Here is a 12,587-nt window from a genome sequence, read left to right as displayed (position 1 = left end):
CGACATGTATTCACCATATTTTGATTGTGGTGGGCGCTTTATCGAGGCACTGGCTAATGGAGTTGTGTTTAGGCGGACTCGTCAGTCGACGTTTGCTTTTCTAGAGATCAAAACTGATCTCTATAGCGATATAAGTCATTTGATGATTTTTAGCTGCGCATTAAACCAACGATTAGCTTCAGGCTATCGTTCGGTAATAGTCGGATAGGGGAGGCGAGCGCGAGGCGTAAGATCGCGCTTGGCATCAAGAGAGGATAGGAGGGGGGTTACTCGAACAGCGCGGGGTCTACTTTTTTACGTCGGGCCTGCTCCAGGTGTTTGCGCATCTGGTCTGCAGCCGCCAACCGATCCCCTCGTTCCAGGCAGTCGAGGATAGCGAGATGCTCTTCCGCTTGGCCTTTGCGCGGGGTTCGTGTGCTGGCTTGACGGTATTCCACAAGTCGACGCAATTGGTCGAGACGGCGGACGGTTTGCTGCAGGAAGCGATTGCCGGAACAGGCCGCCAGTGTCTCGTGAAACAGTGAGTTCGCCTCGAACAGCTCCTGAGGAGTCATGGTCAGGTAACCGCCGTTGGCAATAAACTCCTGTTGTTTGCGACAGGAGGCAAGCGTTTCACGATCTATCTGAAAGGTGGGCGAGAGCAGGCCTGAGGGCTCGATGGTTGCGCGGAATGAATAGCTTTCTTCATACGCCTCCACTGAATCGATCATGGGCAGGAGCCGCCATCCTTGGCCCGCACGTTGTTCAATCCATCCTTCCTGTTGGATACGTGATAGAACCGCCCTCAGCGCTGCCCGCGAAACATCAAACTGACGCATGAATTCAATTTCGGTAAACAACTCCGGAAGATGTCTGCTAAGGCGTAATTCAGCAAATTTCAGGTAGAGCGGATCATCACTGCTCTCCATGACTTCCGAGGCGAGGTCTACTAGATCGTCACTGGAGCGCGCTAGAAAAAAGCCTCGGTTTCGGTCGTATGTCAGCATGCCCTTTTCGACCAAGTGGCCCATGGCAAATTTGACCGGCGTACGTGAAACGTTAAGCGTTGCGGCCAGCTGTGACTCGACCAAGTGGTGTCCTATATCGAAGCGCTCACGACGCACGTGAGAAACAATGTCACGCGCAATGCGTGCTTGCAGAGGGCTTAGAGGCATTGGATCGAGAACCGAATAGAGCTGACCATGGGAACATCATTCTAGCGTGTCGGTAAGCTTAACGGCAGAGACCATTTTGGCCTCTGCCGAGGTTTGTATTGCGCCGAGCGCCCGTCTTATCGAATTTGGTAGAGGGGAAACGCCCCGAACAACAGGCCACCAGCGAGCAGACCGAAGCTGGCAAAAACGGCCCACTTGAGCGCGAAACGCTGATGGTCACCCAGATCGACTTTTGCCAGTGCGACCAATAGGTACAGGGACGGTACCAGCGGGCTCAGCAGATGGACAGGTTGGCCGACCACTGAGGCGCGGGCAATTTCCAGAGGCGTGATTCCATACTGAACGGCTGTCTGTGCGATCACGGGCAGAATGCCGAAGTAAAACGCATCATTGGACATGAAGAATGTGAACGGCATGCTGACCAATGCGGTGAATACGGCCAGGAACGGGCCGAAACTGTGTGGAATGACAGTGAGCAAGCTTTTGGCCATCGCATCCACCATACCGGTTCCAGACAGGATGCCGGTGAATATCCCGGCGGCAAAGATCAATGCAGTGACGGCCAGCACATTCGACGCATGGGCGGCGATACGTTCCTTTTGGTGTTCGATGCTTGGGTAGTTGATCATGATTGCCAGTGCGAAACCGACCATGAAGAGCACCTGGATTGGCATGACACCCACGACAAGGCAAGCGATCAAAGTGAGTGTGAGAATCAGGTTTGGCCAGAACATCTTCGGACGGCGATGCTCGTCACACTCTTCTGCCGATCCGTTCCCCAAGGCCATCGATCCATGGTGAAAGTCTTCGAGATGAAGCACTCCGAGCAAGGCACGTTCCTTGCGACCCAGCACAATGGCAGTGAAGACGAGGCAGGCTGCACCCATCAGCATTGCCGGAATCATCGGCAGGAATATCTCAAGTGCATCGACATGTAGGGCGGCAGCTGCGCGTGCTGTTGGCCCACCCCACGGTGAAATGTTCATGATGCCGCTGGCGATATTCACTACGCAGACCATACCCAGCACGTTCATACCCAACCGCTGGTAAAGCGGCAGAAACGCTGCACAAGCGATCATGTAAGTGGTCGAACTGTCACCGTCCAGTGAGACCAGCATCGTTAGCACGGCAGTGCCTACCAGAACCTTCAGCGGGTCTCCTTTCACCAGCTTCAAGATGAAGCGCACGAGCCCGTCAAAGAGTCCCGCATCGATCATGATGCCGAAGTAGAGAATCGAGAACGTCAACATCACGCCCGTTGGTGCGAGGGTTTTGACACCGTCGAGCATCATGGTGCCGAGGCCCGCGTAATGGCCCCCGATCAAAGCGAAAACGATAGGTATCAGGATCAGCGCAATCAGCGCCGATAGGCGCTTGGTCATGATCAGGTACATGAAACAAATGACCATTGAAAAGCCAAGGATTGTTAACACGGTCGTACTCCCACTTTTGTTAGACGTATGTGGCTCTCGTCAGCCGCGTGGCTGCTCTAGATCCATGGTTCTCAAGTCGAGGCGGGCTCGAAAAAAAGGGGAGTGAGGATGGAACAGGGGCATGGGAGCTTGATCATGGTGGGTCTCGACTTTCTTATGTTTATTTTTTCTACCGTACCTAACTGGGCGCTACGTCGGAGGAGCGATTGTGCACAGTAGAAATCGTTGGTTGGGGTACGTCCGATCTCAGGGTTGAGATGAATCGGATGAATCAACATTGACCTATATCGTGACAAAGTGCAATATGGCCTTCACAAAAACATTGCCCGTATAGCCTGTGAGGATTAGCCAATGCCTATGTCAAAGGGTCGAACCGTTTCCGCCAACGGAATCGAGTACCGTGTCAGCGATATCCGCGGGGTTGTGACTGACCTGGGCGGTGACTACGACAGGCTGCCCTATAGCCTGCGAGTTCTTGCCGAAAACGTTTTACGTGGCGAGGCTGATCCTGAAGCCGCACTGAAGGTGATTTGTGCCCGCTCCAAAGAATTCGACATCCCGTTCCGTCCGGCTCGGGTTGTACTGCAGGATCTGCTGGGTACTCCAGCACTCGTAGACCTTGCTGGCTTGAGAGATGCCGTCGCGGAGCAAGGTGGCAATCCACGCTTGGTCAACCCCGTCACTCCAACCCACCTGGTGGTGGATCACTCGCTCAATGTCGAGCGCTGGGGTGACGCGAGTGCATTGGCTGATAACGAAGCCATCGAGCGTGAACGCAACGCCGAGCGGTTCCAGTTTCTGGACTGGTGCAATAAGGCATTCAGCAACCTTTCGATCATTCCGTCGGGTAAAGGGATTCTTCACCAGATCAACCTTGAGCGCCTGACTACGGTTGTGGGGACCCAGTGTCGCGGCGACGAACTGTGGGCATTTCCTGACACGTTGGTAGGTACCGACAGCCACACCACCATGATCAATGCCATTGGAGTTTTGGGCTGGGGCGTTGGCGGTATCGAGGCCGAAGCTGCGATGCTCGGTAAATCACTGATGCTGCGTCTGCCGGAAATCGTTGGTGTGCGCCTGGAAGGCACCTTGCCTCAGGGCTACCTCGCGACCGATATTGCTCTGGCCTTGACTGAGCAACTTCGTAATGCGGGTGTTATCGGTTCCTTCCTGGAATTTTTCGGCCCTGGTGTCGAGCAACTTTCGCTCGCTGACCGAGGGACCTTGTCGAACATGGCACCTGAATTCGGTGCAACAGCGGCAATGTTCGCCATTGATGACCGGACGCTGCACTACCTGCGAATGACGGGGCGTGGCGGTCAGATTTCGGGTCTGACGGAAGCGTATGCTCGTGCACAAGGTCTCTGGCACGACAGTCTTGCCGATGCTGAATACAACCGTGTCGTAACACTTAATCTGAGCTCTGTCGCACGCTCGATTGCCGGGCCGAAACAACCGCACCAACGCATCGTGTTGGGACAAAAGGCGCCCGCGACCAATCTTCCTACCGGTCTGGACAATGGCTCAGTGGTGCTTGCAGCTATCACCAGTTGCACCAATACCTCCAACCCACGCGGAGTAATTGCTGCGGGACTGGTTGCGCGAAACGCACGCAAGCGTGGACTGAAGAGAGCCCCCTGGGTGAAAACCTCGTTTGCTCCTGGCTCCATGGTGGTTTCTGACTATCTTGAGCGGTCTGGCCTGAATGAAGATCTGGACGCCTTGGGTTTCAACCTGGTTGGCTACGGCTGCACCACCTGCAATGGTATGTCCGGCCCGTTGCTCAGCACCGAAATCGAAGACGAAATTCGTGCTCGCAAGTTGGAGACGGTGGCTGCGACTTCAGGCAACCGTAACTTTGAAGGCCGAGTCCACCCACTGGCCCGCGAAGTTTTCATCATGTCGCCACCGTTGATCGTGGCTTATGCGATTGCCGGTACCTACCTGATTGACCCAGAAAAGGACGCATTGGGTCTCGACGATAAAGGCGTGCCGGTCTATCTGCACGAGTTGTGGCCGAGCGATGAGGAGCTGACTCAAATCGAAGCAGATAATTTGACTGCCGATTTGTTCGACAAGGCCTACGAGGATGTTCCGCGTGAAGCAGGCTTGATCGCTAGCGATCTGCGCGCCGGCGTCAGCGACCAATATGCCTGGCAAGCGAGCAGCACCTACATCCGCAAACCTCCGTATTGGAGCGACGCGGTGACTGCGACAGATACCGCCAAAGATCTCAGCAACATGCGTGTGTTGGCCATGCTCTCGGACAACATCACCACCGACCACATCTCGCCGTCTGGCGCGATTCTTCCAGAAAGCGATGCGGGTCAGTATCTGCAGTCGCACGGCATCGCAGTACCGGATTTCAACTCCTATGGCACGCGTCGTGGCAACCATGAAGCGGCTCAGCGTGCGACCTTCGCAAGCCCTCGCCTGAAAAATGAACTGCTTGAAGATGGTCGTGAAGGCCCGTGGACGTTGCTTCTGCCCGAGAAAGAAGTCACCACGATTTTCCAGGCAGCTGAGATCTATGCGCAGCGTAAGCAATCGCTGATTGTCGTTGCCGGTAAAGAATACGGAAGTGGTTCCTCACGTGACTGGGCTGCAAAAGGCCCTCGTCTGTTGGGTGTTCGTGTGGTTGTTGCCGAAAGCTTTGAGCGCATCCACCGCACCAACCTGGCTGGCCTCGGCATTCTTCCGCTGCAGTTTGAGCATGGTGTTTCTCGCCACAGTCTGGGTCTGACCGGACGTGAAACATTTAGCGTTGAAGGCATCACCGAAGACTTCCAGCCAGGCGCAAAGATTACGCTGGTGATCGAGCGTGAGAATGGTGGGAAAGAGCGTGTCACGGTCGTGAGTCGTCTGGACACCTTTGAGGACGTTCGTTACTTCCGCAGCGGCGGTCTGCTGCCACAGCTTTTGATCGAAAGCATGAAGAACGCATCCGTTAACTGATGCAACGCTGATCTGTTGGAGTAAATATAAAATGACTCAAAGACGTATTCCTGCCGTTTACATGCGTGGCGGTTCGAGCAAAGGCGTGTTCTTCCTTGACGAGAGTCTGCCACCGGCAGGTGCGGAGCGTGATGCGATCCTGCTTCGTGTGATTGGCAGTCCGGATGTGTATGGCAAGCAGATCGATGGGATGGGCGGCGCCACCTCCAGTACGAGCAAGGTTGTGATCATCGGTAAATCCACCCGTGATGACTGTGATGTGGATTACCTGTTTGGTGCGCCGGCGATTGAGGCCCCTGTAATCGATTGGTCAGGTAACTGCGGAAATCTGAGCTCGGCGGTTGGCCCTTACGCGATTTCCGAAGGCTTGGTGGATGCACCTCGCGATGGCATGGCAGTTGTCCGCATCTGGCAAGCCAACATCCAGAAGCGAATCATCGCCCACGTGCCAATGCGTGATGGTGAGGTTCAGGAAGAGGGTGATTTCGTACTCGATGGCGTAGCTTTTCCTGCTGCCGAAGTTGTCTTGGAGTTCCTCAATCCCGGTGGTTCAGATGGCAGCATTCTGCCAACCGGAAATGCCATCGACGAATTGGACATTCCGGGCGTCGGTAATCTTGCAGTGACACTGCTGAATGCTGGCAACCCGACCATATTCGTAGACGCGGATAAGGTGGGCCTGAAAGGCACCGAAACTCAAGACCAGGTTAACGGTGATGCGCAGTTGCTTGCACGGCTTGAAACCATTCGCGCGCATTGCACCGTGGCCATGGGCTTGGCCGAGAGTGCGGATGAAGCGACACGTTTGCGTCCTCACACGCCGAAGCTTTGTATGGTCGCTAAACCTCAAGCCTACAAAGCGGCAGGTGGCAAACAGGTTGAGCCTAGTGACATTGACGTGATTGCTCGAATTCTCTCAATGGGCAGGCTCCACCATGCAATCACTGGTACCGGGGCAGTAGCTGTCGCAGTTGCAGCGGCGCTTGATGGCACGTTGGTCAATCGCATCGTCGGCGACATCGGAGATCGTCAGGTTCGCATGGGGCACACTGCAGGCAGCGTTGCTGTCGGTGCGAAAACGTCCCTCGTAGACGGGGCCTGGACAGTTGGAAAAGCAGTCATGAGCCGTAGCGCTCGTCGACTGATGGAAGGTTGGGTGCGTATCCCCGAAGTAGTTTGATTTGCTGTGTCATGCCGAGCAACGCTCGGCATGAGCACGTCCGAGTTCAAAATAAAAATAAAATGAGAGTTCCGTCATGAGTTCATCCGAATTCCCAGGTCACCTCCTGCCTCGCCGTCGATTCGTTCAACTCACCGCCATTGCGGCAGGCGGGATTGCGGCCGGCTACTTCAACATTCCTGCAAGCGCAGCTTCTACGAGTGATGAATACAAAATGGCTAACAACAAAACCACTCAAACCCCTCGATTTGCGTATGTCGGATCTCGAACAACCAAAGAACGCAACGCGCGCGGCGTTGGTATCACTGTTTACCGCTACGCTCCAGAAACCGGCGCATGCACACTGGTACAAACGCTCAATGACTTGGTCAATCCCTCATTTCTGACCTTCGACCATACCCAGTCTCATCTTTACTGTGTTCACGGTGATCAGAGTGAAGTCAGTTCCTTCGCTATCGACTCAAAGTCAGGTGAGCTGACCAAGCTCAATACCGTCGCTACCCAAGGCAAAAATCCTGTCCACCTTAGCGTTGACCCCACCAATAAATTCTTGGCCGTCGCCAACTATGCGACCGGTAGCTTTGCCTTGTTTCCCATCCAGGAGGACGGCAGCTTGGGTGGTTCATCGCACGTTGAGCCGCTTCCAGGTGAGGCTGGTCCTCACAAGGTCGAGCAAAGCAGTTCTCACCCACACATGATTCCGTTTGACCCTTCAGGGCATTTTCTGATGATCCCCGATAAAGGCCTCGACGGGATTTTTGTTTATCGCGTTCGAAACAACAACGCGAAGCTCGATGCAACGCAAGTCAGCATGATTAAGGCAAGAGAGGGTTCAGGCCCGCGTCATATCGTCTTTACCCCTGACGCGCGGCATGCCTATGTTGTCAACGAGTTGGACAGCAGTGTCACCGAGTACGCCTATGAGGCAGAGCAAGGATCACTGACTGCGAAGGAAATCCTGCCTACTTTACCGTCTAAGTTCACAGGTAACAGTCGAGCAGCTGCCATCGTCATGGCGCCGTCCGGGAAATATCTGTATGTGTCGAACCGTGGTCACGACAGCGTGGCGACTTTTGAGATCGATGAAACGGGTGCGCTTTTGGCCAAGGGCCACACGCTTTCACAAGGCCGTAAACCGCGCTTCATGAATTTGACCCCTGATGGTTCTCGTCTTTTTGTAGCCAACGAAGAGACCGACAACATCGTCACATTCGACGTTGACAGAAATTCAGGTGGCCTCACTGAAAATGGCCATGTGATTAAAACCGGCAGCCCTGTTTGTATGATTTTCAAAACGACCTGATTGCCTGATTCGCTAGGTCTGGAGTGCTTACTTTGATCGAACTACTCAACTCGCCAACATTCTGGCTGGCGGTGGCGCAAATCATCGCCATCGACATTCTGCTCGGAGGCGACAACGCAGTTGTCATTGCATTGGCGTGCCGCAAGCTCCCGGAAGCTCAGCGCAATCGCGCCATTATTGGTGGTGCCCTGGGCGCCATTGTGCTTCGCATCGTGATGATTTTCTTTGCACTGCAATTGCTGGAGTTGCCTTACCTCAAACTCATCGGAGCAGCGCTGCTTCTCTGGATAGGTATCAAGATGCTTATTCCAGAGCAGGAGGATGCGCACGACAACCTTTCGGCCAGCCCTCGTCTGTGGGGAGCAATCAAAACGATCATTGTTGCTGATGCTGTCATGAGCCTGGATAACGTCGTTGCGGTTGCGGGAGCATCCAACGGAAACCTGGAGCTGGTGATTTTTGGCATCGTCATCAGCATTCCTATCATCATCTGGGGCAGCAAGTTAGTGCTTCACTTTATGGATAGATTTCCATTGGTAATCACACTCGGGGCGGCATTGCTTGGCTGGATCGCCGGAAGCATGGCTGTCGGAGACATCAGCCTGCCAAGCCTACCGTCGTGGTCGCATTACGCAGCTGGGCTGGTCGGCGCGGTATTGGTCTTGATTGTTGGACAGCTTGTCAGGAGTCGCCAGCAAATCGATTGCTATACGTCTCCAGACGTCTGAAAGAGGTGAGCAGCTATGAGTTTCGATATTGCAGCTGTGCGCAGCGATTTAGCCCCTGGAGGCGAACTGCGAGTAGCTATCAATCTAGGCAATCCAGTCCTGGCCCAGCGCGATGAAGCCACCGGCAATTTAGGAGGCGTCTCTGTTGCACTGGCAAATGCATTGGCAAACGAGTTGGGTGTCGCGGTCAAGCTGGCTCCGTACGACGCCGCTGGGAAAGTGTTCGCTGCCTTAGAGGAGGGACTTTGGGACTTGGCGTTTCTGGCTATCGAGCCAGTACGCGCTGAGAAGATCGCCTTCTCAAATCCATATGTGAGTATCGATGGCACTTACCTCGTCCGAGAGGAAAGCCCGTTCCAAAGTGCATCTGATCTCGATGTGCAAGGTCACAGAATTTCTGTAGGCAGGGGTGCCGCGTACGACCTATATCTCTCTCGCACCCTGCAGCAAGCCGAGCTCGTCAGAGGGGAGACTTCAGCGGGCGCTGTTGATCTCTTTCTTGAACAGGGGTTGGAGGCGGCAGCGGGGGTTCGACAGCCGTTGGAGCGATTTGCAAGGTCAGCTCCGGGAGTAAGGGTGCTGGCAGACAACTTCACGGAAATACGTCAAGCGATGGCTGTTCCGAAGATGCGGAAAATTGCAGCTGAATACATCCAGGACTTTATAAGTCGTCAAGTGAGAAATGGCTTCGTCGCCAAGGCGCTAGCCGCCAGTGGGCAACATGACGCGCGAGTGGCACTGCCAGAAGCGTATTAATCCAGGCAGCATTATTTCTCCGATATTCGGACATGCAAGGCGAGGCATCGCTTTCATCACTTCAGGTAAACAGATAATGGCAAAGGCCTCGGACATCGTTGTTCAATGTTTGGAAAGTGAAGGCGTCGAGTACGTCTTTGGTATCCCCGGCGAAGAGAATCTGGATCTTCTCGAATCGCTCCGTCGCTCCAGGATTAAGCTCGTGTTGACTCGCCATGAGCAATCGGCTGGCTTCATGGCTGCCACCTATGGGCGCCTGACTGGTAAGACCGGTGTTAGCCTGTCGACCCTCGGCCCCGGTGCAACGAACCTGGTGACTGCCGGCGCCTATGCCTATCTTGGCGGTATGCCCATGCTGATGATCACAGGTCAAAAGCCGATCAAGAAGTCCAAGCAAGGCCGCTTTCAGATCCTGGATGTGGTCGGCATGATGCAACCGCTAACGAAGTACACCCACCAACTGGCCTCTGCGGACAACATCCCGTCCCGTGTACGCGAGGCTTTTCGTCTGGCGGAGGAAGAAAAGCCTGGCGCCGTACACCTGGAACTGCCCGAAGACATCGCCGCCGAGCAAACCGACAGTCTGCCGATCCCACCGAGCCTGCACCGGCGTCCGTTAGCCGAGCACAAAGCCATCGAGGCCGCTGTCGAAAAACTGCAAATTGCTCGTAGCCCGATTTTGGTAATCGGCGCCGGTGCCAACCGCAAGATGACCGCCAAGGTGCTCAAGCAACTAATCGACAAGACTGGCATCCCGTTTGTGACCACACAGATGGGCAAGGGTGTTGTTGACGAGCGTCACCCGCGTTTTCTCGGCAACGCTGCACTATCGTCCGGCGACTTTGTCCACCGCGCTGTCGAGGCGGCAGACCTCATCGTCAACGTTGGCCACGACGTCATCGAGAAGCCACCTTTCTTCATGGTTCGAGGAGGCACAGAAGTCATTCACATCAACTTCCGCTCAGCCGAAGTTGATCCGGTGTACTTCCCGCAGGTCGAAGTGATCGGCGACATCGCCAATGCTATCTGGCAGATCGGAGAAGCCCTAAGTGAGACCTCGGATTGGGACTTTACGCGGATGATGACGATCCGTGAGGCCAACGAAGCGCAGATTGTCGAAGGTGCTGACGACGACCGCTTTCCTATTTACCCGCAACGCCTGGTCGCCGACATTCGCCGCGTCCTGCCGTCTGAGGGCATCGTTGCTCTGGACAACGGCATCTACAAGATTTGGTTTGCCCGTAACTACAAGGCCCATAAGCCCAACACTGTGCTGCTAGACAATGCGCTCGCAACCATGGGGGCCGGCCTGCCATCGGCTATGGCCGCTCATCTTGTCTATCCTGATCGGCCCGTCATTTCTGTGTGTGGCGATGGTGGCTTCATGATGAATAGCCAGGAGTTGGAGACTGCAGTTCGCCTGAAGATGAATCTGACTGCGGTGATCCTGCGTGACGATGGCTACGGAATGATCCGCTGGAAGCAGTCGAACATGGGGTTCGCTGACTATGGCCTGGATTATGGCAACCCCGACTTCGTGCAGTACGCCAAAGCCTACGGTGCGCAGGGGCACCGAGTGGAGAGCGCAGAGGGGCTCCGACCACTGCTGGAGCACTGTATCAATACTCCAGGCGTGCACGTAATCGACTGCCCTGTCGATTACTCAGAGAACGATCGCATCCTCAACGTCGAGCTGCGCGAGCGAAGCTTGTCCATCTGATCCACGTGAGCATCGGCCCACCTAGGTGGGCCGAGTGCCTGTCCACAAGCTTGATGATTGGGCAACGGGTTCAAGAGTTTCGTCGTCCTGCGACAAACTTCGCAATGGATGCCCGCAGGTTCTCCAGTTGTCGGCAGTGGTTTTTGTCAATGCTATTATTGCGTTTATTTGTTTAAAAGCGCAAAAATAGGGCGTGCGCGTATTTCTAGGGATTTGCGCTTTTCTACACGCTGCTGTCTGGGCGTGTATATTTATTGCTCCTAATGCCCTTACCTCAGCCAGCCAACAAGATATGACTCAGGACTTGACCAACAGCCAGCGCAAGGCGCTGCGGGAAATTATCAATTATGTCCGTCGGGAGCGCTTGCCGGTGGGCACCCACTTACCGGAATGGACGCTTGCGAAACTGATCGGTACCTCACGCTCTCCGGTGAAGGTGGCTTTGGAGTGTCTGGTAACCGCTGGATTGATGCGCTACGACAAAAACCGTGGCTTTCATGTTGATGGCGACCTGGATAGCTTGCCACCGGAAGTCTTGGCGCACCTGTCTGGCGCGGATGATCCCTTGTATCTGAAACTGGCCGATGCCCGGTTTCATGGCACTGTGCCGGAATCAGTTACCGAGGCGGATTTGACTCGTGTGCTGGGGGTCTCCAGAAGTGAAATCGGGAAGGTTCTTGCTCGAGCACAAAGCGAAGGCTGGGTAGAAAAAGAGGTCGGCTACGGTTGGCGCTTCCTGCCGATGATCGATTCCCTTGAGGCCTATGAGGACATGTACTCATTGCGTTTGGCCATCGAGCCAGCAGGCATACTGAGTGCCAAATTCAGGCCTGATTTGGATCAGTTGCATGCGCTGCGAAAAGAACAACAGGCAATCTATGATGGTGGATACAAGTCCATGACGGCCATTGAACGCTTCGAATCAAACGCCAGGTTTCACGAAACTATCGCAGAGTGGTCGGGTAATCGGTTTGCCTTGCAGACGCTGCGACGTCTCGATCAGGCTCGGCGTTTGGCCGAGTATCGACAGGCGAGACACAACCTGCCTCGGCAGGCGATAGCCCAAGAACATTTGTTAATTCTCGAAGCCATTGAGAAGGGCGATAATCTTGGTGCGGCAAGCTACATGCTCCAGCATATCGAAGCGGCATGGCGTAAGAAGGCGGTGTCTGCGGTTTTCGATCGCGAGCCTATGACTATTCCCGCCGAAACTGACGCTCTAGCCGCGTCATAGTCCACTCGTAACATCCAAGGCCGCCATTCGCGGCCTTTTTTTGTCCTTTCGTCTTTGATTGCGTTTATGCGTTGACAAACACAATAATTCAGATCTAGCCTGATTGTGTTTCTGATGGAAA

Annotated in this window: 9 protein-coding genes; 7 read left to right on the top strand and 2 right to left on the bottom strand. The window is 54.7% G+C overall.

All coding sequences use genetic code 11. From position 1 onward, the window contains the following. Positions 1-266: 266 nt before the first annotated feature. Together T3A99_RS05650 and T3A99_RS05645 are read right to left on the bottom strand one after the other, a co-directional pair. The gene (locus tag T3A99_RS05650) at positions 267-1,154 is read right to left on the bottom strand and encodes a GntR family transcriptional regulator (protein ID WP_322834047.1); all 888 of its coding nucleotides are present in this window, start codon (positions 1,152-1,154) and stop codon (positions 267-269) included. A gap of 116 nt (positions 1,155-1,270) precedes the next feature. After that, positions 1,271-2,587, bottom strand: a complete 1,317-nt coding sequence (locus T3A99_RS05645) for a CitMHS family transporter (protein WP_322834046.1) — start codon at positions 2,585-2,587, stop codon at positions 1,271-1,273. 351 nt (positions 2,588-2,938) lie between these two features. On the opposite strand from T3A99_RS05645, the gene acnA reads away from it, so the two are divergent. The 7 genes from acnA (at position 2,939) to T3A99_RS05610 (ending at position 12,466) form a co-directional block, all read left to right on the top strand. After that, the gene (gene acnA / locus T3A99_RS05640; protein ID WP_322834045.1) at positions 2,939-5,545 is read left to right on the top strand and encodes an aconitate hydratase AcnA; all 2,607 of its coding nucleotides are present in this window, start codon (positions 2,939-2,941) and stop codon (positions 5,543-5,545) included. A gap of 31 nt (positions 5,546-5,576) precedes the next feature. Then, positions 5,577-6,725: a 2-methylaconitate cis-trans isomerase PrpF gene (gene prpF / locus T3A99_RS05635; RefSeq protein WP_322834044.1), complete on the top strand. Its 1,149-nt coding sequence runs from the start codon at positions 5,577-5,579 to the stop codon at positions 6,723-6,725. A gap of 76 nt (positions 6,726-6,801) precedes the next feature. Next, positions 6,802-8,028 carry a lactonase family protein gene (locus T3A99_RS05630; RefSeq protein WP_322834043.1) on the top strand — a complete coding sequence of 409 codons (1,227 nt, stop codon included), beginning with the start codon at positions 6,802-6,804 and terminating at the stop codon, positions 8,026-8,028. Between the two features lie 32 nt (positions 8,029-8,060). Further along, positions 8,061-8,756: a TerC family protein gene (locus T3A99_RS05625; RefSeq protein ID WP_322834042.1), complete on the top strand. Its 696-nt coding sequence runs from the start codon at positions 8,061-8,063 to the stop codon at positions 8,754-8,756. A 15-nt stretch (positions 8,757-8,771) separates the two neighbouring features. Then, positions 8,772-9,512 (top strand): transporter substrate-binding domain-containing protein, encoded by a 741-nt coding sequence (locus T3A99_RS05620; protein ID WP_322834041.1) that lies wholly within the window; start codon positions 8,772-8,774, stop codon positions 9,510-9,512. A 76-nt stretch (positions 9,513-9,588) separates the two neighbouring features. After that, positions 9,589-11,232: an acetolactate synthase large subunit gene (locus T3A99_RS05615; protein WP_322834132.1), complete on the top strand. Its 1,644-nt coding sequence runs from the start codon at positions 9,589-9,591 to the stop codon at positions 11,230-11,232. 304 nt (positions 11,233-11,536) lie between these two features. Then, the gene (locus tag T3A99_RS05610) at positions 11,537-12,466 is read left to right on the top strand and encodes a GntR family transcriptional regulator (RefSeq protein ID WP_322834040.1); all 930 of its coding nucleotides are present in this window, start codon (positions 11,537-11,539) and stop codon (positions 12,464-12,466) included. The last annotated feature ends 121 nt before the right edge of the window (positions 12,467-12,587 follow it).

The organism is Pseudomonas sp. N-137, from assembly GCF_034555295.1.
In the GTDB taxonomy this organism is placed as follows: Bacteria; Pseudomonadota; Gammaproteobacteria; order Pseudomonadales; family Pseudomonadaceae; genus Aquipseudomonas; species Aquipseudomonas rhizophila.
This window is presented reverse-complemented; position numbering and strand designations above follow the sequence as displayed.